Genomic DNA, 26885 nt, shown 5'->3' with positions numbered 1-26885 from the left:
GAAAACATCCAGATATTGGACATTTTCTGAATCACACTGGTGGTAAAAAGTTTTCAGTTAACGCCAAGTCCTCTTATATATCAGACCAACTCTTAAGCAACCTATCTCTTTGTTTATAAAGCGATAGGCGTCATCTGCAAAAGCTTAATACTGAGCCGGCTCGTTTTGCCGTATTCACGGGGTGAATGGAAGTCTGGTAACAGGCTGAGTCTATTAAATATTTGTGAGTCACCTGGCCTCTTCCTCCGCTGAAAACGAGCCGGCTCATATTTCTTGTCCGGATGGCACGGTATTACGGTGCCAACTCTTTGTAAGTGTATGATAGTGGTTCATTTGCCATCGGTTTGCCAGCGCAAACCGTGCCTTGGATGCCGACAAAACGCGCCTGTTTCCTGCGATGGGTTAAATACACTGTATTCATACCCGGTTCCCGGGGGCCTCTGAGCCCGTTCTCAAGGGGGACGCAAGCGTCCCCTTTTTTTCGGTCTCGTCAGCTGACTTTGAAGTGCCCCACCAGGGTCTTCAGGTTATCGGAAAGCTGGGCCACCTGGTCGGTGGCGACCGCGACCTGCTGCGCGCCGGCTGAGGTCTCTCCCGCCGATTTCTCGATTTCATGCACCGAGACGTTGATCTGCTCGGCCACCGCGCTCTGCTCCTCGGAGGCGGAGGCGATCTGGGTGTTCATGTCGGCAATCGTGCTCACTGCCTTCTCGATTTCAGCCAGTGCCTCATTGGCCTGCTGGGAAAGTTCGGTGGCCAACTGCGCCTTTCGGTTGCCGGCCGTCATGGATTCCACAGAATGGGCGGCCTCGGCCTTGAGCCGTCCGATCATCGCCTGAATGGTGCTGGTGGAGTCTTGGGTGCGTGAGGCCAGGGACCGGACCTCGTCGGCGACGACGGTAAAGCCGCGCCCCTGCTCCCCGGCGCGGGCCGCCTCAATGGCGGCGTTCAGCGCCAGCAGGTTGGTCTGTTCGGCCACGCCGGTGATCACTTCGAGGATCGAGTCGACCCCGGTGATCTCGTCACTCAAGCGGTTGATCGCCCCCTTGGTCTCTTCGATCTGGACGCTGAGCTCCTGAATCGATTGGTCCACGTTTTCCACCAGGCCGCGCCCCCGTTTGGCTTCGCTGTCGACGTGGCGGGTGGACTGGGCCGCTTCGGTGGCGTTCTTCGCCACCTGGCGTACCGTGGCCGACATCTCGTTGACGGCGACACTGGTCTGGTTGAGTTGCTCGGTTTGGGCGGCGATGTTGCCGGCGGTCTGGGTGGTGATCGCGGCGACTTCGTCACTGGAGCCGGACAACTGTTCAGTCGCTGCGGCGATCTGATTCACCATGTCGCGCAAGCGGTCGCCGGTATCGTTCAGCGACTGCTGCAGGACGCCCAGCTCGTCGTTGCATTGAACGGACACACGGGCCGTCAGGTCGCCCTTGGCCAGCCGCTTGGACAGCCCCACCGCGTTGGACAAGCGTGTGCAGATGGAGGCCGATGTGCGCCAGCTCAGCAGGCTGGCCAGTAGCAGCGCCAGCGCGAGCGCTGCACCGAGCTCGGTAAGGGCCGCACTGTGGCTCTCCGCCGCCTGCTCTTTGGCCCGCTCCATCTGGCTGCCGGCATGCGCCTTGATTTGCTCGGTAATGGCCCCAATCTGCTGTTCGACCGTGAACAGTTCGCGCCGCGTCGCCGCGCTCGCTTCACTCAGGGTAAGTAGCCGGCGTTGGGCGTCCACGATCTCGTCCGCTGCGGTCTGGAAACGGGCGTGCTCGTTGTCCGCGGCCTCAACCAGCCTGCGGATATGGGGGGCGACCAGCGCCGGTATGCTGTCGCCGTCAATCTCGCCTCCGTTCATCATTGCGTTCAGCAATGCGTCAAAATGGGCGTTATTGGCGGCGTAGCGGGCATGAATAGTCGCTACCGCGCCCTGTTCGTTCTGCTGGGCAATCTCCTCGATCGAGACCCGCGCATCAAGCAGGGAGAACTTCATCTCCATCACGCCATCCACATAGGGCACCACGTTGCGCAACAGGTACATGAGCCCGTCGTAGCTCACCCCGTCTTCGTTATCCAGGGTGTTTGCGATCCAGCGCTTGATGCCCGTCTCTGCCGTGTCAATCGAGGCAAGGGCTGATTCATAAGCCGCTTCCATCGCGGCCATATCAGCGTCGCGTTCACTTTTGGCTGCCTGGCGCTTGTGACCGCTGTTGATCAGCGCCTGCTCGAGGGGGACGAACCGCTCAATGAAGAGGGTGTCGGCCTGTTTGGCGAGAATCGAGAGGTCCGTGGTATCGCCGGTGGATGAGAGGGCCTTGGCGTTTTGTTCGAACTGATCGCCGATGCTCTCGATCTCGGCCTTAATCTGCTCGAGGTGTGCCTGTTCGGCAGCTGAGGCCAGCACGCTGGTCTGTGAGTCGAACTCCTGCAGCAGTGTCTGCCCTTTGAGCAGAACGTTACCGAGACTATGGGCCGTGTCGAGCACGGGTACGCTCTCTTCGCTGATCACAACCACCGAGCCGTTGAGCAGTTCAATACCGCGGTAGCCCGAGAGGTTGGATATGACCAGCAACAGCGTCAACAGCCCGAAAGCCAGTGCGAGTTTGAGCCTGATCGAAAGGTTAGCTAGCAGTTTCATGTCACATCCATCCTTGAGTACATTTTTTTTATCAAACGGAAGGTTCGTTAGCAGACGGAACCCGCGGAACGCCCTGGACAGGCGCTTCATGCTTGTGTCTCTGCATGCTTTTGAATTTACGCCTGTTTTAAAAGCTGGTGCACAATTAAGTCACCAAGTGATATTTTTCCTGACCCAGATCAAGGCTTTACAGCTGACGCCATATGAGGTCTGGGAGCGGGGACCGAAGACCAGGAAGGAGGGGGCAATCGGTGCTCGGCGGGGGGGCCGGGAAGTGATCTGCGGCAATCAGTCGGTCCTTCACGGGCCTTGCGCTTTCAAAGGGGCAAAGGCACTAGACTTTAGCCAGGGCTTATGGAGAAAGCGAAGCAAGCGAGGAGCGCAGCGGTGGGACGAGGGTGGATCGGCAAGGTGGCCGTGTGGGTGGTGGCGGCAGCGGGGCTGGCGGCGGCCTTTCTCTGGTGGACCCGTCCCCGGCCGGTGGCCGTGACGGTGGCGACGGTGGCGGCGGGGCCGGTTGAACGCACTCTGGCCAACACCCGCGCCGGGACCGTGGTCGCCTGCCAGCGGGCCCGATTGTCGCTCCCCACAGGGGGGCAGATCGCCGCCATCCCGGTGAAGGAGGGGGCTCAGGTGGTGGCCGGGGAGCTGCTGGTGGAGCTCTGGAACCAGGACCTGAAGGCGTTGTTGCGCCAGGCACGCCTGGCGGCCCGATCGTCACACCTGGAGCACGATGCCGTCTGCATCGATGCCGACAACGCTGCCCGGGAGTCGTCACGCCTGCAGCGCCTGGTGGGGCGGCAGCTCGCCTCCCAGGAGCTGGCCGAGCAGGCCCAGGCCAGGGCGGCGGCTGCCCAGGCTTCCTGCGCCGCCGCCAAGGCCCGGCAGGAGGAGGCCGGCGCCGCGGTGGCGGTCGCCGAGGCGCAGCTGGAGAAGACCCGTCTTTACGCCCCCTTTGCCGGCATCCTCGCCGAGGTGCGCGGTGAAGTGGGGGAGTACAGCACCCCGTCGCCGCCGGGGGTCGCCACGCCGCCGGCCATCGACCTGCTCACTGACGATTGCCACTACATCGAGGCGCCCATGGACGAGGTGGACGCCGCCGCCCTGGACACCCGCCTGCCGGTGCGGGTCAGCTTTGATGCCATCGCCGGGCGCAGCTTCGCCGGGCGTATCCGCCGCATTGCCCCTTACGTGCTGGATACCGAGAAGCAGGCCCGCACCGTGACCATCGAGGTGGTGCTGACCGATGCGGAGCTGCCCCGTCTTTACGCCGGCTACAGCAGTGATGTGGAGGTGGTGCTGGAGCGGCGGGACAACAGTCTGCGGATTCCCACCGAGGCGCTGCTGGAAGGGCGGTACGTGCTGCGCTTTATCCCCGGTGAGCCCCTGGAGCGGGTGGAAATCGAACCGGGGTTCGCCAACTGGCGTTACACCGAGGTGGTGACGGGGTTGGCGGAGGGGGAGCAGGTGGTCACCTCCCTGGGGCGCGAAGGGGTCGCGGCGGGGGTGGAGGCGCAGGCCGAATGATCCGCCTGGACGCGGTCGAGAAGCGTTACCAGCTAGGGGCGCGGCCCTTCACCGCCTTGCAGCCGACCGACCTTGAGGTCTCCGCGGGCGAGTACCTGGCCATTACAGGCCCCTCGGGGTCGGGCAAGTCCACCCTGCTCAACCTGATCGGCTTGCTGGACCGACCCGATGCCGGCCAATACTGCCTTGATGGTCAGGCCACCGAGAACCTGCAGGAGGAGGCCCGTGCCGCATTGCGCCGCCGTTACATCGGCTTCGTGTTTCAGGCGTTTCACCTGGTGGCGCGCTTGAGCGCCTTTGAAAACGTGGAGCTGCCCCTGATGCTGGCCGGCGTACCCCGTCGCGAGCGGCGCCCCCGGATCGAGGCGGTACTGGCGCGAATCGGGCTGAGTGAGGTGGCCGAGCACCGCCCCGGACAGCTCTCCGGAGGGCAGAACCAGCGGGTCGCCATCGCCCGGGCTATCGTTATGAACCCGCGCCTGCTGCTGGCGGACGAACCCACCGGCAACCTGGACCAGGCCGCGGGGGCGGCGGTGGTGGAACTGTTGGAGGGCCTCAATCGCGACGGCATGACCGTGCTTATGGTGACCCACAACCCGGAACTGGCCGCCCGCTGCCGGCGCCGTATTCGCCTGGTAGATGGCTGCATCGTCGAGGACAGCCCGTCATGGGACCGGTCGACCGCCTGAGCTTCAACGCTCAATTGCTCAAGCGCCACCGGGTACGGGCGTTGCTGCTGGTGCTCACCATCGCCATCGGCGTCGCCTCGGTGGTGATGCTGACGGCAGTGGGAGAGGGGGCGCGCCGCTACGTGGTGCGCGAGTTCTCGGCCCTCGGCAGCGAGTTGCTGATCATCCTGCCCGGGCGTATCGAGACCAGTGGCGGGGCGCCGCCCCTCTACGGCACCACCCCCCGGGACCTGACCCTGGAAGATGCCCAGGCCCTGTCCCTCCTCTCCGGGGTGGTGCGGGTGGCGCCGGTGCTGGCCGGCACCGCCCGGGTCAGCCGCGGCGCCCGGGCCCGGGACGTGGTGATTATCGGCAGCACCCCGGCGCTGTTCCCGGTGCGGGATCTGCGTCTGGCCCAGGGGCGCGGCCTGCCGGCGGCGGCCGCCAACCGGGCGCAGCCGGTGTGCGTGCTGGGGGATACCCTGGCACGGGCCCTGTTTGATGGGGCGAGCCCCATGTACCAGTGGGTGCGGATCGGCGACCGGCGCTTTCGGGTCATCGGGGTGCTGCAGACCGCCGGCGAGCACCTGGGCATGGACCTGCGGGACATGGCGGTGATCCCGGCCCGCTCCGCCGAGCAGTTGTTCGACACCCAGAGCCTGTTCCGTATCCTGGTTCAGCTGGAAGGGCCGGCCCAGCAGGCGGCGGTGGAGGCGCGGGTGCGGGCGTTGATCCGCGAACGCCACGACGGCGAGGACGATGTCACTCTGATCAGCCAGGACGCCCTGCTGGCCACCTTCGACCGGATTCTGCGCATGCTGACCCTGATTCTCGGGGCCATCGCCGCCATCAGCCTGGTGGTGGCCGGGGTGCTGATTATGAACCTGAGCCTGATTTCGGTGGCCCAGCGTCGCGCCGAGATCGGCCTGCTCAAGGCCCTCGGCGCCAGCGCCCGCCAGGTGCGGCGCCTGTTCCTGGACGAGGCCCTGTTGCTGGCAGCCCTCGGCGCCGGGGCCGGGCTGCTGCTGGGGGAGGCGGCGGTGGCGGTGGCCCTGCGCCTGCTGCCCCAGTTCCCTTTTGCCGCCCCCCTGTGGGCGGATCTCGCCGCGGTGGCCGTGGCCCTGCTGTGCGGTGCGCTTTTCGCTTGGTGGCCGGCCAGTCAGGCGGCACGGCTTGACCCGGTGCGGGCGTTAAGGGGATTGGCCTGATGGCGGCCTCGGATTTTCTGCGTTGGGTCTGGCGGGCCCTCAGCGCCCAGTGGCTGCGCTCGACCCTGACCCTGGCCGGCATGGCGATCGGCATCACCGCCGTCTGCCTGATGAGCGCCCTGGGGGAAGGGGCGCGGCGTTACCTGTTGGCCGAGTTTACCCAGTTCGGCAGCCACCTGATGGCGGTGACCCCGGGTAAGACCGAGACCTTCGGCCTTGGTGGCGTATTGACCACCATTCGGCCCCTGAGCCTGGCCGACGCCGAGGCCCTGGTGCGCCTGCCCGGCATCGAGCGGGTGGTGCCGGTGGTGTTCGGCACCGCCCGGGTCAGTCACGGTCGCCGTGGTCGTCACGTCAACGTCGGTGGGGTCGGGCCGGCGGCCCTGGATGTGTGGCGTTTACGTCTGAGCCAGGGGCGTTTTCTGCCCGAGGACGAGCTGCAGAACCCTCGCGCCTTTACGGTGCTGGGCAGCACCCTGAAGCGCGAGCTGTTTGGCAGCCAACCCGCCCTGGGGGAGTTCGTCCATATCGGTTCGGCGCGCTTTCGGGTGGTGGGGGTATTGGCCCCCAAGGGGCAGTTCATGGGCACCGACCTGGACGACACCGCCTACATTCCCGCCGCCAAGGGCCTGGCCCTGTTCAATCGCGACAGCCTGATGGAGGTCGACCTGGTCTACAATGCCCGCCTGACTTCCGAGGCGGCCCGGGTACCGGTGGAGCGCCTGCTGCGCAGCCGGCACGGGCTGGACGATTTCACCCTGATCACCCAGGACGAGGTGCTGGCGAGCTTGGACAAGATTCTCGCCATGCTCAAGTACGCCGGCGCAGCCCTTGGGGCGGTCTCTTTGCTGGTGGGTGGGGTGGGTATCCTGACCATCATGCTGATCGTGGGCCACCAGCGGGTGCAGGAGATTGGTTTGTTGCGCGCTCTGGGGGCCACGGGCGCCCAGGTGCGCAACCTGTTTATTGGCGAGGCGGTGGCCCTGGCCCTGCTGGGGTGTCTTGCCGGGCTGGTCCTGACCCTGCTGCTGCTGGTCGGTCTGCAAATGGCCGCTCCCGACTTTCCGGCCCATTTGCCGGTACAGGCGGTGGTGATTGCTCTGGGCCTCTCGGTGCTGATCGGCGTCACCGCCGGGGTCTACCCGGCGACCCACGCCGCCCGCCTGAGCCCGGTGGAGGCGCTGCGGCCGCTGGAGTAGGGGGCTATCCTCAGACGCTCCTGGCCAGTTGCAGCCGGGGAACCGCTTCCTCACGGATCGGCAGGTGCACCAGGGCGGCGGCCAGGGCCAGCAGGGCGCCCAGCCACCACACCAGGTCGTAGCTACCGGTCTGGGCATAGAGCACACCGCCCAGCCAGACACCGCAGAAGCTGCCGACCTGGTGACTGAGAAAGACCACCCCGTAAAGCAGTGCCATGTAGCGGGTGCCGAACATCACCGCCACCAGCCCCGAGGTGGGCGGGATGGTTGCCAGCCAGAACAGCCCCAGCACCGCGCTGAATACCAGCACCGAGGTGAGCGTCATGGGAATCAGCATAAAGGCGCTGACCGCCAGGGCACGCACCGCGTAGATCACCACCAGCACCCAGCGCTTGGGGAAGCGGCCCGAGAGAATTCCCGAAAGGAAGGCACCGGCGACGTTGCACAGGCCGATAATGGCCACGGCCCAGGCGCCGACCCTGGGGTCGAACCCGGCGTCCTGCAGGAAGGCGGGCATGTGGGCGGTGACGAAGGCGACCTGGAAACCGCAGACGTAGAAGCCGCCCACCAGCAACAGGAACGAGGGGTGGCGCAGGGCCTCGCCCAGGGCCTCGCGGATCGACTGCTGGGCGCCGGCCCCCTGGTTGTCTCCGGCACCGGAGTAGGGGGCCAGGGGCATGGCCAGCAGCGCCATCGCCAGGGCCGTGACCGAGAGCACCTGCAGCGCCGCGATCCAGCCGAAGGCATCGATCAGGGACTGGGCCACGGGCACCACCAGGAACTGCCCCAAAGAGCCCGCGGCGGTGCCCACGCCCAGGGCCCACTGGCGCCGCTCTTCGGGCACCGCCCGGGCCATGGCCGGCAGCACGATGCCAAAGGCGGTGCCGGCGATGCCCGCGCCCACCATCAAACCGGCGGAGCTGTGCAGCAGCCAGGGGCTGTCGACCCCGGCCATCAGCCACATGCCGCCACTGTAGAGGGCGGCGCCGGCGACGATGACCCGCACGTTGCCAAAGCGGTCGGCCAGCCCGCCGGCGAACACCGCGACGATGCCCCAGACCAGGTTCTGGATCGCCAGGGAGAGGGAGATCACCTCCCGCGACCAGCCGTTGGCTTCGGTGATCGGGGGGACGAAAAGGCCAAAGCCCGAGCGGTAACCGAAACTCAGGGTCAGCAGCAGGCAGGCGCTGAGGATCAGAAAGCCGCTGCTCTGCAGGGGGCGGGGCGTGGTCATGGGCGTCTCCGGAGCCAAAACCTCTATTCTCCGGGCTGCGGCGCTTCTGGCAACCGTGAATCGTTTAACGCCCCGACTACGTGGCATAATCTGCCCCCTGATCTTTCCCGCCAACTGTAGACACGAGGATTCATGCGCTTTATCCACACCTCCGATTGGCACATCGGCCGCCAGTTTCACAGCCAGTCCCTGCTCGACGACCAGCGTCAGGTGCTGGAGCAGCTGCTTGAACATATCGACCGGGAGGCGGTGGATGCCCTGGTGGTGGCCGGGGACGTTTACGACCGCTCGGTGCCACCGGCGGCGGCGGTGGAACTGCTCGACGACCTGCTGCACCGGATTACCGAGGAGCGCGGGGTGCCGGTGGTGATGATTCCCGGCAACCACGACAGCGCCGAGCGTCTGGCTTTTGGTGCCCGCCAGCTGAGAAAGGCCGGCCTGCATATCGTCGCCGGCCTCGGTGAGAGCGCCACGCCAGTGACCCTGGGCGGGGTCGATTTTTACGGCATTCCCTATAACGACCCGGAGCGGGTGCGGGCCTGCTTTGGCTGCGCGGTGAAAACCCACGATGAAGCCCATCGCTTCCTGGTGGAGCGGATCGAGGCCCAGACCCAGACCCGAGCGAGGCAGGTGCCCCGGGTGCTGGTCAGCCACTGCTTTATCGATGGCGCCGAGGAGTCTGAGTCCGAGCGTCCCCTCTCCATCGGCGGCGCCGACCGGGTCGACTTCCGGCCCCTGGTCGATTTTGACTACGTTGCCCTCGGCCACCTGCACAGCCCCCAGTACCGGGGCCGCGAGCATATCCGCTACGCGGGCTCGCTGCTCAAGTACAGCTTCTCCGAGCAGCACCAGAAGAAGGGGGTGACCCTGGTGGACATTGACCCGCAGGCGCCCGCCGGGGAGCGGGTCCAGACCCGCCTGCTGCCCCTCAGTCCGCCCCGGGATATGCGGGTGATCGAGGGTGAGCTGGCGGAACTGCTGGAGCGGGGGCGAACCGACCCCCATCACCAGGACTACCTGCTGGTGCGGCTCACTGACCGTCACGCCCTGCTCGATCCCATGGGTAAGCTGCGGGCCGTTTATCCCAACGTTCTTCAACTGGAGAAGCCCGGCATGCTGGAGACCGGCGAGCAGCGGGCCAACCGGGAGCAGCTCAAGCGTGGCGAGCTGGCCATGTTCCGGGATTTTTTCAGCCAGGTCACCGGGCGGGCGCTGGCGGATGACCAGGATGCGGCCCTGCGCGCCACTCTGGAACGGCTGCAGCGGGAGGGTGACGCATGAAGCCCTTGAGCCTTGAACTGCAGGCCTTCGGCCCCTTTCCCAAAACCGAACAGCTGGATTTCACCGCCCTGGGGCAGAACCCCCTGTTTTTGATCAACGGCCCCACCGGGGCGGGTAAGAGCTCACTGCTGGACGCCATCTGTTTCGCCCTTTACGGCACCACCACCGGCAACGAGCGCGAGCCGGCGCAGATGCGCTGCGACCAGGCGGACCCCGACTGCCTCACCGAGGTGACCCTGCGCTTTGCCCTGGGTGAACGGGTTTACCGGGTGCGCCGTATGCCCACCCAGGAGCGCCCCAAAGCACGGGGCGAGGGCACTACTACGGCCCAGGCCCAGGCCCAGCTCTGGGAGGAGGACGGTTCTGGCGCTGACGCCGGTGAGGGCAAGTTGCTGGTGTCGCGCAGCGTCAATGACGCAACCCAGATGATACGCGATCTGATCGGCCTTGACGCCGACCAGTTCCGCCAGGTGATGGTGCTGCCCCAGGGCAAGTTCCGGGAGCTGCTGATGGCCGATTCAAGAGAGCGCGAGCGCATCTTTGGCCAACTGTTTCAGACCCGCATCTACCGACGGATCGAGGAGGCCCTGAAAGCCGAGGCCGGTGATATCCGCCGCGAGGTCGAAGCCCACCAGGAGCGGCTGCGGGGCATTCTCGCCGGTGCCGATCTGGCCGACGAGGCGGCGGTCACTCAGGAGCTGGCGGCGCTCGCCCCGGCCCTGGCAGAGGCTGCCAGCGCCCGCGACGCGGCCGAGCAGGCCCGCAGTGCCGCTGCCAGCGCCCGCGACCGGGGCCAGGCCCTGCAGGCGCGCTTTGACAGCCTGGCCGAGCAGCGTCGCCAACTTGAAGGGCTGGCGGCCGAGGATGCCCAGGTGCGTGAGCAGGAGGCGCAACTGGCCCGGGCCGGCGCCGCCCAGGCCCTGCAGCCCGACTTCGAACGCTTCCGGCAGGCAGGGGCGCAGCTGGCCGAGTGCCTGACCGCCCTGGAAAGTGCCGAGCGCGAGGCGGCCCAGGCGCTGGAGGCCGACAGTGCTGCCCGTCAGCGCCTGGAGCAGGTCCAGCAGGCCCACGCCGAGGTGGAGGGTCTCAAGCGGGAACAGCACAACCTCAACCAGCACCGGGGGCAACTGGAGCAGCTGGGGGCCGCCCGGCGTGAGGTGGCGGCCGCCGAGCGTGAGGCCGCGGCCAGCGATTCAGCGTTGGCGCAGACCCGTCAACGACAGCAGGCCCTGAGCGAGGCCCAGGCCCGCCGCGAGACCGAGCTGGCTGAATTGGATCGCACCCTGGCTGACTTTCCCGAGCAGCAGTTGCAGCTGCACCAGCTTGAGCAGCACCTTAGCCAGCGTCGGGAGCTGGAGACGTTGCGCGAGGGCTACCGGGCGCTGCAGCAGGCACTGAAGCAGGCCGAGGAGGCGCAGCGGCGGGCCGCAGAGGCCGAAGCCGGAGCCCGGCGCGAGGCCCGTACCCTGGAGCTGCGCTGGCACAGCGGCCAGGCTGCCCTGCTGGCGCAGGCATTGGCCGTCGGTGAGCCGTGCCCGGTATGTGGCAGCACCGAGCACCCGGCGCCGGCTACCCGCACCCGCGCTGAAGACCTGGTGACCACCGAGCAGGTGGAAGCGGCCCGTGAGCGTGAAGCGGCGCAGCGTGCCCGTGCCGAAGCCGCCCGTGTCGCCCTGGAAAAAGCCCAGCGGGCCCTGGCGGAGAACCGGGAGCAGGGGCAGAAACTCTCCGATGCGATCGGCGCGCTCAAGGACCAGCCCCTGGCCGAAGTCCAGCGGGCTCGGGATGAACAGGCCCGCGCGGTCACCGCCCAACAGACCCGTCGCGAGCAGCGCACCCGCCTGGCCGCGGAACTGGAGCGGCAGCGGGGTGAGCTGACAACGCTCGGCGCTAAACTCAGTCAGCAGGAGGCGGCGGCACAGGCCGACCAGGCGCGGCTGATCAACGCCCGTGCCCGGGTCAGCCAGCTCGAGGAGCAGCTGCCCGAGGCCTATCGCACCACCGCGGCCCTGGACCGGGCCCTGGGCGAGCGGCAGCAGCGGATCGAGGGGCTGGAAAAGGCCCTGGCTGAAGCCCGGCTGCAGGCCGAGCAGGCCCGCTCGGTTCGTGACCGTGCTCAGGAGCGGCGCGACGCCCTGGCGGGCCAGCGCGAGCAGCTCCAAATCCAGCGGGAGGGGGCGAAGCAGCAGTGGCAGTCAGCCCTGGCCGCCAGCGATTTTGCCGACGAGGCGGACTTTACCCGGGCGCGCCTGGACAATGAGATCCAGGCGCGGCTGCGGGAGGCGGTTCGCGCCCACCACTCCCGGGTGGATCAGTCGCAGGGGGCCGTCGCGGCCCTGGAGAAAGAGCTGGCCGAGCAGGCCGCACCCGACCTGGACGGGTTGGCGGCGGCCCTGCGCGCTGCCGAACAGGCCTACCGAGAGGCGGATGAAGCCTGGCGCGGGCAGGATCAGCGCCGCCGGCAACTGGCGGACGTGCAGGAAAAGCTGCAGCGGGCGCACCAGGAGCAGGCGGCGCTTGAGGCCCGCTACCGGATCTACGGCACCCTCAGCGAGGTGGCCAACGGTCAGACCGGGGACAAGATCAGCCTGCAGCGTTTTGTCCTCAGCGTGCTGCTGGACGACGTGCTGATCCAGGCCTCGCAGCGGCTTTACCGCATGAGCAAGGGGCGCTACCAGCTGGTGCGCAAGCAGGAGCGGGCCAAGGGCCACAAGGCCTCGGGACTGGAGCTGGAAGTGGAGGACGGTTACACCGGTAAGAGCCGCCCGGTGGCGACTCTCTCCGGGGGCGAGTCCTTTATGGCGGCCCTCTCCCTGGCCCTTGGACTCTCCGACGTGGTGCAGTCCTACGCCGGGGGGATCAAGCTCGATACGCTCTTTATCGACGAGGGGTTTGGCAGCCTGGACCCCGAGTCCCTGGATCTGGCGGTACGCACCCTGATTGACCTGCAGGCCAGCGGTCGGATGATCGGCATCATCTCCCACGTCAGCGAACTCAAGGAGCTGGGCTGGAACCGCATCGACGTGGATGCCAGCCGCGGACGCAGTACCCTGCGGGTGAAGACCCTTTAACGGCCGGCTCGCCGCAAGGCTTGTGGCCCCGGCGGCGCGGTCCGTTCGCCGCCGGGAAGCGCGGGGGCGGTTATTTCAACTGCTGGATCAGCGCCTTGGCGGTATCCTCGGAGGAGGCCGGGTTTTGCCCGGTGATCAGGGGCAGATCGACCACCGTGTGGGTCTGCCAGTCATTCATCTTGGTGTAACGCCCGCCTTCGGCTTTCAGTTCGTCTTCAAGCAAAAAGGGCACCACATCGGACAGGCCGACAGCGGCCTCTTCGTCGTTGCTGAAACCGGTCACCGCCTTGCCCATCACCACCGGCGAGTTGTCACCCCGGCGAGGCTTGAGCAGCACGGCGGGGGCGTGGCAGACGGCGGCGATCGGCTTGCCGGCATCGTAGAAGGACTCGATCAGGGCAATGCTGTGGGGGTCTTTTACCAAGTCCCACAGGGGGCCGTGGCCACCGGGGTAGAAAATCGCATCGAACTCGTCACCGTTGATCTCGGAAAGCTTCTGGGTGTTGGCCAGTGCCGCCCGGGCGTTCTCATCCCCCTTTAAGCGGTGGGTGGCGTCGGTCTGGGACTCCGGGGCGTCGCTCTTGGGGTCGATGGGGGGCTGGCCCCCCTTGGGTGAGGCCAGGGTGATGTCCGCGCCGGCGTCACGCAGCACGAAGTAAGGTGCGGCAAACTCCTCGAGCCAGAAGCCGGTTTTCTGGCCGCTGTTTCCAAGTTGATCATGGGAGGTAAGTATCATCAGTACTTTCATGGTCTCCTCCTGTTGGGTGGGTATTGACGCCCGGGGTGCAGGGCGTGCTTAAGGGTAGTTCAACACCGCCTGGAACACCGTCAGGCGACTGGGATTTCGGGCTGCCGGCGGCGCCTGCGCCGGCTAGGCGTTACCGGGAGGTAGGTGGCCGGAAGAAGCGGGGGCCGACGTCCTGGGTGAACGCCCCTGGTGCCAGCTAAGCACCATGACCGTGAGGGCCGGGAGGAAGGTGAGGGAGACGATCGCAGTGCCCAGCAGGCCGAACAGCACGATGGCCCCCACCCCCCGATAGAGTTCCGCCCCTTCGCCGGGCAGAAACACCAGCGGGGCGAGGCCGAAGACGGTGGTGAGGGTGGACATGGCGATGGGACGCAGCCGGGTCTCCACCGCGTCGCGTACGGCGTCCACCGCGCCCATGCCGTGGCGGCGGACGTTGGTCATGGCCTGGTGAACGATCAGGATCGGATTGTTGACCACGGTGCCCATCAGGATCAGAAAACCCAGCATCGCGATCATGTCAAAGGGCTGGGTCAGCACCGGCAGGCCCACCAGCGGTAGTTGCGTCCCCACCCAGTTCATCAGCCAGAGGCCGAGAATGCCGCCGGCCACCCCCAGGGGGATAGTGGTCATGATCAGCAGGGGATAGCCCCAGTGGGTGAAGATGGCCACCAGCAGCAGGTAGATGATCACCACGGCCACCAAGTAGTTGTCCGCCAGGGCTTCACGGGTCGCGTCCAGTTGGTCGCCGGCGCCGGAGATGCTCATGCTCACCTGGACCGGCACCTCGCCGCTCGCCTGCAGGTGCCCCACCACTTCTGTCCGCACCCGCTCTACCGCCGTTTCCAGGGCCACGGTGCGCGGCGGAATAATGCTCAGGGTGACCATGCGCCGCCCGTTTACCCGGCGAATGCGGTTGGTGTCCACGGTCTCTTCCAGGGTGGCCAGGGTGGTGAGGGGAACTACGGCGCCGCCGGGGGTGTAGACCGGAAGCTGGGCCAGGTCGTCGAGGGTGCTGGCGGTGCCCGTGGCGCTGTAGAGGTAGATATCGATCTTGTCGTCGTCGAGCAGGAACTCGTCCACAAAGGCCCCGTCCGACAGGGCGGAGACGGTAAATCCCAGGTCCGCCGCGCTGACCCCGAGCTCCGCCGCCCGGGTCCAGTCGGGCCGCACTTCCACCAGCGGCTGCGACAGGGAGAGGCTGGGAGGGTTGGCCTGGATTCGCGGTTGGTCGAATACCACTTCCGCGCGACGGTAGGCGGCGAGGGCCACCCGGTAGAGGGTGGCCAGGTCGGTGCCGGCGATGTCCAGGTTGACACTGCGGGTGCCGCCGTCGTTGCTGGTGATGATCGAGCCGCGCGAGACGAACGAGCGCATGCCGGGGTAGCTTTCAAAGTGGGTGCGCAGGGCATCCATCAGGGGCCGGATATGGGCGGGATCCTTGGGTTCGGCGATCACGCGAAGCCCCTCTGAATCCACCCGCATGTTGACGTACTTGAGGGCCGGGACCGGGGACTTGCCCGCATCAAAGTCGGCCGGCGAGTGCTCCAAAAAAGGCAGCAGGTAGGCCTGTACCTGCCCGCCCACCCGGCTCATGGTGGTCAGGTTATAGCCCGGTGGGGCGTGCATGCGGGCAAAGGTCTTGGGTTCTTCCCCCTCGGGGAGGTATTCGGCCGCCGGGGTCAGCCAGAAGATGATTGCCAGGCTGATGCCGGCAGTGACGAGGATGGTGGCCACGCGGCGCCAGAGGCCGCCGGTCAGCCAGGCGATGGCGTTGAGCACGCGGCGCGTTCCCCTTTGCTCCGCGCGGGAGGGGCTGGCGAAGCGCATGCGGGCACAGGCAGTGGGTAGCACGGTAATGGCCACCAGCATGGAGGCGAGGATGGCGGCGGAGACGGCCAGCGCGATGTCGGAGTAGAGCTGCCCGGCTTCCTGTTCGATAAAGAGGATGGGGACGAACACCAGCACCGTGGTCAGGGTGGAGGCCAGCACCGCCGGCCACACCCGCCGCACCCCCTCCGCGGCGGCCTGAAAACGCTTGAGGCCTTGCTGCCGGGCCAGCTCGATGCTCTCAAGCACCACGATGCTGTTGTCCAGGGTCATGCCCAGGGCAAAGGCGACGCCGGCCAGGGAGATCACGTTGATGGTGCGCCCGGCCAGCAGCAGGCCCAGGAAGGCGGCGATAGTGCAGATGGGAATCCCCATGACGCCGACCAGGGTGGTCCGCATCGAGCGCAGGAAAATAAACAGCACCAGGCTCGCCAGCAGGGCCCCCAGGGCGAGGTTTTTCCAGACGTTGCCCAACGAGGCCTGGACATAGCCCACGTCTTCGGCGATCAGGCGCAGGGCCATCCCCGCGGGGTTGAGCAGCTCCCGGTTGAGCGCCTCCATTTCTTCCAGCATCGCCTCCTTGATGGCGATCACGTTGGCCCCGGGTTCGCGGCGTACCGACATCCCTAGCCCCGGCTGCCCGTCGGTGTAGGAGTGGCCGCTGAGTTCGAAGTGATCAAGACGTACCTCGGCGACCGCGCCGAGGCGGATCAGGCCGTCACCGCGACGGGCCAGTATCAGTCCCCGCAGCTCGTCCAGGTCGCGGAAGCGGCCCAGGGTGCGCAGCAGGTAGCGGCGTTTGCCGGACTCGATTTCACCGCCCGAGACGTCCCGGTTGCGGGCGTTCAGAGCCCGCCGCACGTCGCTGACGGTGAGCCCGCGCTCGGCCAGCCGCGCGGGTGAAAGCAGAATCTGAATCTGCCGTTCGGCGCCGCCGTAGACGTTGACCTGGGATACCCCGGGGATACGTTCCATGCGCGGCCGCACCTGGTCCCCGAGAAAATCCTGCATCAGCACCATGTCCAGCCCGCGCGGGTTCCCGGGCAGTGGAATCACGCGAAAGTACATGAACGAGTTGCCGGAGAAGGAGGTGGCGTAGACCCGGGGCTCGTCGACGTTTTCCGGGTAGCCGGGGACCTGGCTGAGGGCGTTGCTGACCCGGATCAGGGTCTCGTTGATGTCCACGCCGTAGGGAAATTCCAGCTCCACGCTGGCGCGGCCGAACTCGGCGCTGGCTACCAGCCGGCTGAGGCTCGGCACCGTGCGTAGAAACTCCTCCTGCTCGATCAGGATCTCCTTCTCCACATCCTGGGGGGTGGCCCCGGGCCAGGCGGTGCGCACGGTGATGGTGCGCACGTCGAGGTCAGGAATCATCTGCACCGGGATTTTCAGCGCCGCCACCAGGCCAATCACGCAGAGAATCAGGACCACGACGGTGAGCAGCGTGCCACGATGGATCAGACGCTCGAACATGTTCAGTCCGCGCCCTGGGAGAGGCGCGTCTGCAGGGTGACCGCCTGTTCGGGCTGCAGCGCCTCGTTGCCTTCAACCACCACCTGGTCACCCGCCTGCAACCCCTCACGAACTTCCACCAGGCCGTTGAACCCAAGGCCGGTCTTTACCTGGCGCTCTTCCACCCGGGGCGGCGTCTGCCCGGTGACGACCCAGGCGGTGGTGCGACCGTCGGGGTGGCGCAGCAGGGCGTCGCGGTGAACCACCAGCCCGGTTGCGCCGGTGTCCAGGTAGAGGGTGGCGCTGGTGGACATGCCCGGGATGAGGTGGCGGTTGTCGCCCTCGGGGTAGACGTGGATCAGGAAGGTGCGGGCCTGCGGGTCGCTGACCGGGACGATGTCGCCGATGCGTCCGGGCAGCACTTCGTTGTTCAAGGCATCGAGCCGGAGCTCAACCCGGGTCTGGGCGTCGATCCGCGGAAATACCCGCTGGGGGACCGCCAGGTCCACGCGCAGCTCCCGGTCGGCGACCAGCTCCAGCACCGGGTCGCCCGGGTTGACCCATTCGCCGGCTTCCGTGTGCTTGCGGCTGATGACGCCGGCAAACGGGGCCCTGAGGTTGTGGCGTTTAAGGCGCTCGTCGGCGATCCGGCGTTCGGCTTCGCGCAGGCGCACTCGCGCCTGGTCGATGCTTACCTCGCTTTTGCGGCTGTGCAGCTCGGTGCGGGCGATGGCACGGTTGCTTTCCAGGCGCTGTACATCCTCCAGGCGCCGGCGGGCGTCGGCCAGCTCCTCCCGGGCCTGCTCGGAGGCGGCCGCCGCCATATCCAGGGACCAGCGGGCAAGCGCCGGGTCCAGGGTCAGCAGCAGGGCCCCGGCTTCGACCCGATCCCCGGCGTCCACCTCGACCCGCTCCACGAGGCCGGCAACCCCGGGCGAAAGCCGGGCAGAGCGGGGGGCGGTCACGGTGCCGGAGAGGGGCAGGGACTCGATGACCGGCTGTTCCTGAACGCGGGTGACCACCACCGGCGGGGCGCTGCCCTGGGCTGAGACCAGGGGGGGCACGGCGGCGGCCAGTGCAAACAGCCAGAGGCAAACACGGCGGCGAGGGACGTTTGGCATGAACCACCCGGAGGGTGAAAGCTGAGCGCAATTGTCAGTTATTCTAGTCCATCCGCCACGGGCTGGGCGCGACCATCAGCTGTCGGGTGCCGGCGTTTTGCTCCTCAGGTAGTTGAGGAGTTCGATGGGCAGCGGAAAGACCACGGTGTTGCTGTTCTCCCCGGCGATTTCCGTGAGGGTCTGCAGGTAACGCAGTTGCAGGGCCTGGGGCTCCCCGGCCAGGACGTGAGCGGCCTGGGCCAGTTTTTCCGCCGCCTCCTGCTCACCCAGCGCGTGGATCACCTTGGCGCGGCGCTCGCGCTCGGATTCGGCCTGCTTGGCGATGGCGCGGATCATGGATTCGTTGAGATCCACGTGCTTGATCTCCACGTTGGAGACCTTGATGCCCCAGTTCTCGGTCTGCTGGTCGAGAATGTCCTGGATCGCCTGGTTGAGCGCGTCCCGGGAGGCCAGCATGTCGTCCAGTTCGTGCTGCCCCAGCACCGAGCGCAGGGTGGTCTGGGCCAGTTGGCTGGTGGCCGCGTGGAAGTTCTCGACGTTGATAATGGCCTTTTGCGAGTCGACCACCCGGTAGTAGACCACGGCGTTGACCTTGACCGAGACGTTGTCCCGGGAGATGACGTCCTGGGTCGGCACATCCATCACCACGGTGCGGATATCCACCCGCACCATCTGCTGGATCACCGGCACGATGATGATCAGCCCGGGCCCCTTGACCCGGTAGAAGCGCCCCAGCAGAAACACCACCGCCCGCTCGTACTCGCGCAGGACCCGGAACATGCTGAACAGCAAGGCCAGTGCGAACACCAGCACGGCGAGCAAAAAGTAGCTACCGCTCATGGTTTTTCTCCTTTTCCACCTCCAGTACCAGGCCCCGAATGCCGGTGACCGTCACCTCATCGCCCCGGCGCAGGCTGCTTTTGCAGTGGGCATTCCAGGTTTCGCCCTGCAGCTGCACCTTGCCCCGGCCCTGGAAGTCGTCGAGTACCCGGGCCGCTTGCCCGAGCAGCGTGTCCGGGCCGCTGACCAGGCGGGCGTTACGTGCTTTCATCACCAGCGCCAGTACCACCAGTACCATCAGCACCGTCACCAGGGTGAAGGCGGCGATCAGGGGGAGGGCGATGCGATAGCCCGGAAGCTCCGTATCCATCAGCATGATGGAGCCGATGACGAAGGCCACCGTGCCGCCGATGCCAAAGAGCCCGAAGCTCGGGGACATGACCTCCAGCGCCAGCAGGGCGACGCCGAGTCCGATTAGGGCCAGTCCCGTGTAGCTGACGGGCAGCATCTGGAAGGCGTAAAGGGCGATCAGCAGGCAGATGCCGCCGACGATCCCGGGAAACCCCATGCCCGGGTTGTAGGCCTCCAGAAGAAGCCCGTAGAGCCCTACCAGCATCAGCACGTAGGCAATATTGGGATTGGTGATGGTCTGCAAAAACCGGTGCCGCCAGCCGCCTTCGACGGTCTTCAGGCCGAGCCCCTGGGTGGCCAGCACCCGGGTCTGGTTCTGGACCTGGACGCTGCGGCCGTCCAGTTTCGACAGCAGTTGTTCCGGATCGTCTGCCATCAGGTCGATCACCCCGGCGTCCAGCGCTTCGCGGGCACTGAGGCTGGCCCCTTCACGCACCGCGCGCTCGGCCCAGTCGGCATTGCGTCCGCGCAGCTCGGCGAGGCTGCGAATGTAAGCCACGGCGTCATTGACCACCTTGCGCCGCATTGCGGTGGCGTTGTCGGCGGGGGCATCCTGCTCTGACTTGGGCGTCTCGGGCGTGGCCGGGCTGCCGCCGCCCAGCTGCACCGGGGTGGCCGCCCCCAGGTTGGTGGCCGGTGCCATGGCGGCGACGTGGCTGGCATAGAGCAGGTAGGTGCCGGCGCTGGCCGCCCGGGCACCGGACGGGTACACATAGCTGATGACCGGCAGGGGCGCGTTGATGATCGCCTGGATCATCGCGCGCATGGACTGGTCGAGCCCCCCGGGGGTATCCACCTGGAGCACCAGAAACGGCACCTCCGCCGCTTCGGCCCGGGTCAGGGTGCGTTGCACCAGGTCGCTGCTGGCCGGGCCGATGGGGCCGTTCAGCACCAGCGCCCAGGGGTCGGTGCCGCTGGACTGGGCATTGACCAGCGCCGCCGGCACCCAGAGTGCCAGCCAGGCCAACATGTTGCGAAGTCGCTTGGCTGCCGTATTCATTGCTGCCCCTTGTAGACGCCCTAATTATAGGTGGCCCGGGGCGCTTCAAGCGGGTATGCGCGGTCCTCAGGACGGTACGGCGGTGAGTTCGTCCAGGGCCAATAGCAGGGTATTGATGTCGTCGAACAGCCGTTCGGACTCGGGCAGCAGCGGCCGGGTCTGGAAGATCACCGCCAGCCCGCGAGCCCTTGCGGCGGCGACCTCCGGGCTCAACCGGGGGCCCCCGAGGTCGCCGGTGACGATCACGTCGCAGCCGTGGCTGTCGATCAGGGCCAGGGCGGTTTCGGTGGATGCGTCGGGCGGGCGCTGTTCGACCCGGTAACCGGCGCCGGTGGGCTGTTTGCCGCCGGCGTCCCAGAGCAGCCATTGCTGCCCGGGCGGAATGCGCGACAGGTAATCCGCGGCGCTCTGTTCCAGGCAGATTATCGGCTGCTGGAAGTCGGACATCTCGAGGGTAGCGAACCAGTCGGGGGTGTGGATCCAGTGGTCGCCTTCAGCCTGCTCCCAGAGCGGGCTCTGAAAACGCCACAGGGTGATGCCGGCCTGTTCGGCGGCCTCAAAGGCCCGCAGGCTGATGGCACGGGCGTAGGGGGAGGTGGCGTCCACCAGCAGATCGACCTGGTTCTGGCGCAGGTCATCGACCAGCGCCTTGATGTTGGGGTAACGCCCCCAGCGGCAACGCACACCGTTAAGCGCTTGCTCCGTCCCGGCACTGCGGTAGAAGGGGACGTGTGCACCCCGGGCCAGGGTGGTGGCCAGGGTCCGCGCCTCTTCGGTGCCCCCCAGAATCAGAATGTTCATCGTGTGATCTCCATCCCGCTTCGACAACGCCTTTTGCGGCACGTTACCTGAAAGCATAGCGAAGCGGTTGCGATGGAGCCGCTTCGCCGGGTGGGCTTTTAAGGTTGGTTTAAGCGCGCCCCGGGTAATCTGTCGGTGCAAGGCCAATTTAAGGAGATCTGACATGAAACGCAGCGACACGATGGGGCCCGATCGTTGGGTCCGGGTCTGGGATCCGCTGGTGAGACTGTTCCACTGGTCCCTGGCGGGATTTTTTCTGATTGCTTACCTGACCGAGGATGACTGGCTCGACCTGCACAGCGTTGCCGGCTACGCGGTCGTCGGCTTGTTGCTGTTCCGGGTTGCCTGGGGCTTTATCGGCACCCGTCACGCCCGCTTCACCGACTTTGTGGCTTCACCCGGCACGGTGGGGCGCTACCTGGGTTCACTGCTGCGCGGACAGCCCGCCCACTACGAGGGACACAACCCCGCCGGTGGCCTGATGATTCTGTTGATGCTGGTGGTGCTCGCCCTGACCTGCTTCACCGGGGTGGTGACCCTGGCGAGCGAGGGGTTGGGGCCGCTCAGCGGCACCTTCCTGGCCGGGCTCTCCGAGGAGCTGTTTGAGGAGCTGCACGAGGGGCTGGCCAACCTGATGCTGGGGCTGGTGGTGGTTCACGTTGCCGGCGTGCTGGTCAGCAGCCTGGCCCACCACGAGAACCTGGTGCGGGCCATGATCACCGGCCGCAAGCGGGCCCGACAGGAGCAAGGATGATGAGAACTGTCCATGCAGTTTTGACCGCGGTGCTATTGAGTGGAGCGCTGCAGGGAGCGGCGGCGACGCCGGTGGATGACCTGCGCCGCCAGTACCAGGCCGAGGGCGCCGGTCCTTTCGACGCCGCCCGGGGGGCCGCGCTCTGGCAGAGCGCACCTTTGGGACGCCGTTGCGCCGACTGTCACTCCGGGGACCTGCGGGGCAGCGGCAAGCACGCCAAGACCGGCAAGGCGATCGAGCCTTTGGCGCCCTCCGTTAACCCCAAACGTCTGAGCGATCAACGACAGGTGCGCAAGTGGCTGAAGCGCAATTGCCAGTGGACCTTTGACCGCCCCTGTACCCCCCAGGAAAAGGGCGATCTGCTGACCTGGCTCGAACAACAGTGAGCTCAATGCTATTTAAGGAGATAACCATGAACGAGAAATTGGCCAACTGGCGCTGGGCGCTGGGCGTCCTGCTGCTAAGCGGTGCGCTGGGAACGGGCGTTTTCGGTTTGAGCACCAGCCAGGTCTGGGCCGACCGCGAACACGACGATGATGAAGCGGGGGCGTGGCGGGGGTGGGCAGCCGCAGGTGCATCGGAGTCGAGCCCGGCGGCGCGACGCTATGTTGAGGAGTGCGGCAGCTGTCACCTGGCGTACCCGGCTGGACTGCTGCCCGCAGCGAGCTGGCGCGCGCTGATGAATGGGCTGGCTGACCACTTCGGCGACAACGCCGAGCTGCTGCCTGAGGACCAACAGGCTATCGAGACCTACCTGCTGGCGCGGGCGGCGGACCGGGGCGCCTACCGCAACCGTCGCTTTGCCGCGGGGGTGCGGGATGGTGCTGTGCCATTGCGAATTACCGAACTACCCTATTTCCGGAACGAGCATGACGAGATCAATCCGCGCTGGGTGGCGCAAAACCCTGAAGTCGGCGGCTTCAGCCAGTGTGATCGTTGCCATCAGACCGCAGCCGAGGGCCGCTTCGATGAAGATTACGTGGCGATTCCTGGTTACGGTCGCTGGGACGATTAGCCTCAGCCTGCTGCTGTCGGTGCCGGCCCGCGCCGATGGCATCGACCAGTACGAGGCGCAGCGCCTGGTCGAGAAAGGAGAGGCGCTGCCCTTGGAACATATCCTGGAGCGGCATCGGGAGCGGCTGCGGGGGCGCATTATCGACCTGGAACTGGAGTACGAGGACGGCGTGCTGATCTATGAAATCGAGATGATCGACGAACGAGGGCGGGTGCGTGAATACCTGATCGATGCCAGAAGCGGCCGCTGGCTGGGAAAGGACCGGCTATAAAAGGGTCGGCCATAAAAGGACCGGCCATAAAAGGATCGGGGAAAACCGCGCAGGGGACAGGGAGCGGTTGATGCATATTCTGTTGGTCGAGGATGACCGGGAACTGGCGTCCCGGCTCAAGGATGCGCTCAAGGGCGCCGGCTACGCGGCGGAGCTGAGTCACGACGGGGTGGACGCGGAGTTTCTCGGCAACGAGGAGGCGTTTGACGCAGTGGTGCTGGACCTGGGGTTGCCAAAGCGGTCGGGGCTCGAGGTCCTCAGGCACTGGCGCGAGGCCGGCAACCCCGTCCCTGTCTTGATTTTAACCGCCCGGGACAGCTGGCAGGAGCGCGTCGACGGGCTCAAGGCGGGGGCCGACGACTACCTGGGCAAGCCGTTTCACAGCGAGGAGTTGCTGGCGCGCCTGGAGGCAGTGATCCGCCGCCACCACGGTCATGCCGCCAACCTTTTGTGTCACTGCGGGATCGAACTCGACACCGACGCCCGCCAGCTGCGCCTGCCGGGCCGCCCCGCCGAGTCGCTTACCGGGATCGAATACCGCTTGATGCGCCTGCTGCTGATGAACCCGGAGCGGGTGCTCTCCAAGGCCGAAATCAGCGAGCACATATACGAGGAAGAGAGCCTGCGCGACAGCAACGTGGTGGAGGTTTACGTCAACCGGTTGCGGGGGCGCTTCGGCAAGGGGTTGATCGAGACCCGTCGGGGCCAGGGCTACCGGCTGGGAGCGGTGGTGCCTTGAGTTCGATTGAACGGCGTATCGGCGCGGGTCTAGCCCTCTCGCTGCTGCTGACCTTCCTGGCCCTGGCCGGACTGGCCGAGTGGGGCGTGGCGCGCCTGAGCCAGGCCTTCGTCGCCACCCGGCTGGAGCATGACGCCGATAACCTGATCCGGGCCCTGGAGCTCGCCCCCGACGGTGGCTGGCGGCTGCAGGAGACGCAGGTGCCGCCCATCTACCAGCGGGTGCACTCCGGGCATTACTTCCAGATACGGGGAGAGCGCCAGCGGCTGCGCTCGCGCTCGCTGTGGGACCGGGCGCCAGACGTGAGCCTGCTGGCGCCGGGGGCGTCCAGGCTCGAGGCGCTGTATCGCGGGACGGAGCACTGGCTGACCTGGCACCAGGGCATCGAGTGGCAGGGGCAGCGGCTGACCCTGTGGCTGGCTGAGGACCTGACACCGCTGGAATCCCAGTGGCGCCGCTTTGCCTGGGGGCTCTATGCCGTCATGGCCCTGGCCCTGGTGGGGCAGCTGGCGTTGCAGAGACACCTGTTGCGCCGCAGCTTTCGCCAACTGGAGGGGGTGCGCCGGGCCGTCGGTAAGCTGCAGCAGGGGGAGATCGCCCGCCTCGAGGAGCGGGTTCCCCGGGAGATTCAGCCGCTTACCGCCGAGATTAACCGGCTGCTGGCGCGCCTGGAACAGCAGATCGGCCGTGCCCGCACCACCATGGGCAACCTGGCCCACGAACTCAAGCGGAGTCTGCAGCAGCTGCAGCTGCAGACCGAACAGCTCCCCCCCGTTGAACGGGAGCCCTACCAGCGGCTGTTGGGTGAGGTTGAGCGGCTCACGGAAAGAGAGCTGCGGCGGGCCCGGATTGCCGGCACACCCCATCCGGGGCGCCACTTCGACCCGGCCGAGGACCTGCCCCACCTGGTATCGGTGCTGGAGCGGATCTACCCGGCGATAGGCATCGAAACCCGCCTGGGCGGTGTCGGCAGCCTGCCCTTGGACCGGGATGACATGCTGGAGCTGATCGGCAACCTGCTGGACAACGGCTGCAAGTTCGCTCGTTCCCGGGTGGGTCTTGCGCTTGAGCGGAAACAGGCCGAATTACGGTTGTGCATATCGGATGACGGACCCGGCATTGCCGGGTCTGACCGGGAGGCCCTGACCGGGCGGGGCCGGCGGCTGGACGAGACGGTGGCAGGGCACGGCCTGGGACTCTCCATCTGCCGCATGATCGTCGACAGCTACGGGGGCACCCTGGGTTTCGACGCTGCGCTCTGCTCAGAGTTTCCGGGGCTGGCAGTGGAGGCCAGGCTGCCGTTGCCCGGCGCCTCGCCCGGCACCTCGCCCGGCGTCAGCGGCTGAGGTAGACTGCGGCCATTCAGGCAGCGTGAGTCGCGGTCAGGTTGGCAGTAAAGGAGGCGCAATGACCCTGCAACTGGAACCCATAGACGCGGCGGACGATGCCGCCATCGCTCATATCATTCGCACAGTGGGGGCCGAGTATGGCGCCATCGGCGAGGGGTTTGGTCCTTCCGATCCCGAGGTGGAGGCCATGAGCCGCCACTACAGTCCCGACCGGGGCAGCGTCTACTGGGTGGCCCGCCTGGACGGGGCCGTGGTGGGCGGTGGCGGCATCGCCCCCTTTGGTACAGAGCCCGATCTGTGCGAGCTGAGAAAACTGTTCCTGCTTTCCGGTGCGCGCGGGCGCGGCATCGGCCGGGCCCTGGCCGAGCAGTGCCTGGGCTCGGCCAGGGAGTTGGGGTACCGGCGCTGTTACCTGGACACCCTGGCCACTATGGAAGCCGCCATCGCCCTCTACCGCCAACTGGGCTTTGACCGGCTGGCGCAACCGTTGCCGGGAACCCCCCACAGCGGTTGCGATGTCTGGATGCTGAAAACCCTCTGATCAGACCGCGAGATCAATTTGCTGCAGGCTGCCGGGTCTGCCGTCCTCGTTCAGGTAGATGCCGCTCTGGCGAACTTCGCCGAGGGTGCGGTTGTCGTCCCCCTTGAGCGCAAAGGGGGTGTCGGTGGCCCCCAGGTAGAGGGCGCCCACCTGGCCTTCGGCGAGGCTCTGCAGGGGCTCTGTTTCACCGTCCTGGCGCCACAGCCGCAACTGCTCAAAGACGCTGTCGGCCTCATCGATCCAGCCGTTGCCGTCTTCGTCATATGCAGCCAGGTCGGCAAAGCCGTTGCCGCTCAAGGCGCCGAACAGCTCGCGCCCGTCGTTGATGATGCCGTCACCGTTGTGATCCAGGGCCAGAAACGCGCTGTTTCCGCTGAGGCGGCTGAGCCACTCGACTTCGCCGTCCGCATCCAGGTCGAAACGGTATCGCTCATCACTGAGCTCGGCGGCCTGGCCGTCGAAGTTCAGCACCAGCGGGTCCTTGAAGGTCAGGGCCTGGTTCAGCGCCAGGTGGGTCTCGGAGCGGTAACTGCGGCTCATGGTCAGGGAAAAATCCAGGGCCAGCTGCTGTCCGTCCGCGGTCTGCACCCGCCCTTGAACGGCGAACTGACTGCGCTCGTACTCCGCGGTCATCTGGTGCAGGTGCAGCTCGACCCGCAGCGCCCGCTGGGGTTTCTCCGCCTCGCCTTCTCCGGGCTCCTTTGGCCGTAAACCTGCGACGGGGGGCACCTCATCCTTCTGCATGTTGCCTGTGCACCGTCCGGTCAACGCCTCGAGAAGGGCCAGGAACAGTTTGGCGGGGGTATCCAGCGCGCCGGTGTCCGCTCCGCGCCCGGGCGCCTCATTGCGCAGTAGGCCAGCACCCTCCTGGGCCCGGGCCAGCCGGCTCGGGTCAATACCCGCCTCGGTGAGGGCGCCATTGAGTTGGGGCGTCGCGCTGCCTTTGGTCCCGCTGCGGGCAGCATCGAGTTCCACCACGAAGGCCTCTAGGGAGGTGCTTTGCTGGTGGCGTTCGGTTTTTTGGTGCTCACCGCTCAGTTGTATCTGACTGTTTTCAACGATCATGGGGAGAACTCCTGTCGTGGGACGAAGACGGCAAGGGCTTGCCGCCCCGGGTCTGCAAATGGTGAATGTGATGAATCGACAAAGGGAAATAAGCTTTATTTTTAAAACCTGATGTTTTTAAAGCTGAAAACGATTGCTGGCAGCATGTGCCGGGACCCGCTGGATGGCGTAACGGCGGACAAAATTCAGCTCCAGAG

General features: G+C 66.5%; 22 protein-coding genes. 13 read left to right on the top strand and 9 right to left on the bottom strand.

Annotation, left to right across the window (positions count from 1 at the left end; genetic code table 11):
* Nucleotides 1-490: 490 nt before the first annotated feature.
* Nucleotides 491-2626, bottom strand: a complete 2136-nt coding sequence (locus JGZ97_RS08865; RefSeq protein WP_207062258.1) for a methyl-accepting chemotaxis protein — start codon at nucleotides 2624-2626, stop codon at nucleotides 491-493.
* Nucleotides 2627-3013: 387 nt separating this feature from the next.
* Between JGZ97_RS08865 and JGZ97_RS08860 the strand changes: the two genes are divergently transcribed.
* Genes JGZ97_RS08860 through JGZ97_RS08845 form a run of 4 tightly spaced genes read left to right on the top strand, consistent with a single transcriptional unit; the run spans nucleotide 3014 to nucleotide 7228 of the window.
* Nucleotides 3014-4153 (top strand): efflux RND transporter periplasmic adaptor subunit, encoded by a 1140-nt coding sequence (locus tag JGZ97_RS08860; RefSeq protein WP_207062257.1) that lies wholly within the window; start codon nucleotides 3014-3016, stop codon nucleotides 4151-4153.
* The gene (locus JGZ97_RS08855; protein WP_207062256.1) at nucleotides 4150-4842 is read left to right on the top strand and encodes an ABC transporter ATP-binding protein; all 693 of its coding nucleotides are present in this window, start codon (nucleotides 4150-4152) and stop codon (nucleotides 4840-4842) included. Before JGZ97_RS08860 ends, JGZ97_RS08855 begins: the two co-directional genes overlap by 4 nt.
* Nucleotides 4821-6029, top strand: a complete 1209-nt coding sequence (locus JGZ97_RS08850; RefSeq protein WP_207062255.1) for an ABC transporter permease — start codon at nucleotides 4821-4823, stop codon at nucleotides 6027-6029. Before JGZ97_RS08855 ends, JGZ97_RS08850 begins: the two co-directional genes overlap by 22 nt.
* Entirely contained in the window at nucleotides 6029-7228 is a 1200-nt protein-coding gene (locus tag JGZ97_RS08845) for an ABC transporter permease (RefSeq protein ID WP_207062254.1), read from the top strand. The genes JGZ97_RS08850 and JGZ97_RS08845 overlap by 1 nt, the downstream gene beginning before the upstream one ends.
* 10 nt (nucleotides 7229-7238) lie before the next feature.
* Here the strand turns inward: JGZ97_RS08845 and JGZ97_RS08840 are convergent, their stop codons facing one another.
* Nucleotides 7239-8462 (bottom strand): MFS transporter, encoded by a 1224-nt coding sequence (locus JGZ97_RS08840; protein WP_207062253.1) that lies wholly within the window; start codon nucleotides 8460-8462, stop codon nucleotides 7239-7241.
* Nucleotides 8463-8594: 132 nt separating this feature from the next.
* Between JGZ97_RS08840 and JGZ97_RS08835 the strand changes: the two genes are divergently transcribed.
* Both JGZ97_RS08835 and JGZ97_RS08830 read left to right on the top strand, forming a co-directional pair.
* Nucleotides 8595-9743 carry an exonuclease SbcCD subunit D gene (locus tag JGZ97_RS08835; protein ID WP_207062252.1) on the top strand — a complete coding sequence of 383 codons (1149 nt, stop codon included), beginning with the start codon at nucleotides 8595-8597 and terminating at the stop codon, nucleotides 9741-9743.
* Nucleotides 9740-12814, top strand: coding sequence for an AAA family ATPase (locus JGZ97_RS08830; RefSeq protein WP_207062251.1), 3075 nt, complete (start codon nucleotides 9740-9742; stop codon nucleotides 12812-12814). The genes JGZ97_RS08835 and JGZ97_RS08830 overlap by 4 nt, the downstream gene beginning before the upstream one ends.
* Before the next feature lie 70 nt (nucleotides 12815-12884).
* On the opposite strand, the gene JGZ97_RS08825 is transcribed toward JGZ97_RS08830, so the two are convergent.
* From JGZ97_RS08825 to JGZ97_RS08800, 6 genes are all read right to left on the bottom strand, one after another.
* Nucleotides 12885-13562 (bottom strand): type 1 glutamine amidotransferase domain-containing protein, encoded by a 678-nt coding sequence (locus JGZ97_RS08825; RefSeq protein WP_207062250.1) that lies wholly within the window; start codon nucleotides 13560-13562, stop codon nucleotides 12885-12887.
* A 123-nt stretch (nucleotides 13563-13685) separates the two neighbouring features.
* Nucleotides 13686-16862 carry an efflux RND transporter permease subunit gene (locus JGZ97_RS08820; RefSeq protein WP_207062249.1) on the bottom strand — a complete coding sequence of 1059 codons (3177 nt, stop codon included), beginning with the start codon at nucleotides 16860-16862 and terminating at the stop codon, nucleotides 13686-13688.
* 2 nt (nucleotides 16863-16864) lie between these two features.
* The gene (locus JGZ97_RS08815) at nucleotides 16865-17962 is read right to left on the bottom strand and encodes an efflux RND transporter periplasmic adaptor subunit (RefSeq protein ID WP_207062248.1); all 1098 of its coding nucleotides are present in this window, start codon (nucleotides 17960-17962) and stop codon (nucleotides 16865-16867) included.
* Between the two features lie 75 nt (nucleotides 17963-18037).
* Nucleotides 18038-18802 (bottom strand): slipin family protein, encoded by a 765-nt coding sequence (locus JGZ97_RS08810; protein ID WP_207062247.1) that lies wholly within the window; start codon nucleotides 18800-18802, stop codon nucleotides 18038-18040.
* A complete protein-coding gene (locus JGZ97_RS08805; protein ID WP_207062246.1) occupies nucleotides 18792-20153 on the bottom strand; it encodes a nodulation protein NfeD in 1362 nt (453 codons plus the stop codon). The genes JGZ97_RS08810 and JGZ97_RS08805 overlap by 11 nt, the downstream gene beginning before the upstream one ends.
* Nucleotides 20154-20219: 66 nt before the next feature.
* Nucleotides 20220-20954 (bottom strand): precorrin-6A/cobalt-precorrin-6A reductase, encoded by a 735-nt coding sequence (locus JGZ97_RS08800; RefSeq protein WP_207062245.1) that lies wholly within the window; start codon nucleotides 20952-20954, stop codon nucleotides 20220-20222.
* A gap of 163 nt (nucleotides 20955-21117) precedes the next feature.
* Between JGZ97_RS08800 and JGZ97_RS08795 the strand changes: the two genes are divergently transcribed.
* The 7 genes from JGZ97_RS08795 to JGZ97_RS08765 all read left to right on the top strand — a co-directional run bounded on the left by JGZ97_RS08795 (nucleotide 21118) and on the right by JGZ97_RS08765 (nucleotide 25623).
* A complete protein-coding gene (locus JGZ97_RS08795) occupies nucleotides 21118-21708 on the top strand; it encodes a cytochrome b/b6 domain-containing protein (RefSeq protein ID WP_242521629.1) in 591 nt (196 codons plus the stop codon).
* Nucleotides 21705-22094, top strand: coding sequence for a DUF1924 domain-containing protein (locus JGZ97_RS08790; protein WP_207062244.1), 390 nt, complete (start codon nucleotides 21705-21707; stop codon nucleotides 22092-22094). The genes JGZ97_RS08795 and JGZ97_RS08790 overlap by 4 nt, the downstream gene beginning before the upstream one ends.
* Before the next feature lie 26 nt (nucleotides 22095-22120).
* Nucleotides 22121-22723, top strand: coding sequence for a diheme cytochrome c (locus JGZ97_RS08785; protein WP_207062243.1), 603 nt, complete (start codon nucleotides 22121-22123; stop codon nucleotides 22721-22723).
* Nucleotides 22677-22994: a PepSY domain-containing protein gene (locus JGZ97_RS08780; RefSeq protein WP_207062242.1), complete on the top strand. Its 318-nt coding sequence runs from the start codon at nucleotides 22677-22679 to the stop codon at nucleotides 22992-22994. The genes JGZ97_RS08785 and JGZ97_RS08780 overlap by 47 nt, the downstream gene beginning before the upstream one ends.
* 70 nt (nucleotides 22995-23064) lie before the next feature.
* Nucleotides 23065-23733, top strand: a complete 669-nt coding sequence (locus JGZ97_RS08775; RefSeq protein WP_207062241.1) for a response regulator transcription factor — start codon at nucleotides 23065-23067, stop codon at nucleotides 23731-23733.
* Entirely contained in the window at nucleotides 23730-25079 is a 1350-nt protein-coding gene (locus tag JGZ97_RS08770) for a sensor histidine kinase (protein ID WP_207062240.1), read from the top strand. Before JGZ97_RS08775 ends, JGZ97_RS08770 begins: the two co-directional genes overlap by 4 nt.
* 61 nt (nucleotides 25080-25140) lie before the next feature.
* The gene (locus JGZ97_RS08765) at nucleotides 25141-25623 is read left to right on the top strand and encodes a GNAT family N-acetyltransferase (protein ID WP_207062239.1); all 483 of its coding nucleotides are present in this window, start codon (nucleotides 25141-25143) and stop codon (nucleotides 25621-25623) included.
* Here the strand turns inward: JGZ97_RS08765 and JGZ97_RS08760 are convergent, their stop codons facing one another.
* Nucleotides 25624-26688: a hypothetical protein gene (locus JGZ97_RS08760; protein ID WP_207062238.1), complete on the bottom strand. Its 1065-nt coding sequence runs from the start codon at nucleotides 26686-26688 to the stop codon at nucleotides 25624-25626.
* Nucleotides 26689-26885 lie beyond the last annotated feature (197 nt).

The sequence above is a fragment of the Motiliproteus sp. SC1-56 genome, assembly GCF_017309075.1.
GTDB lineage: Bacteria > Pseudomonadota > Gammaproteobacteria > Pseudomonadales > Balneatricaceae > Motiliproteus.
Note: the sequence above shows the minus strand (reverse complement) of the source record. Positions and strands in the feature narration are given on the sequence as shown.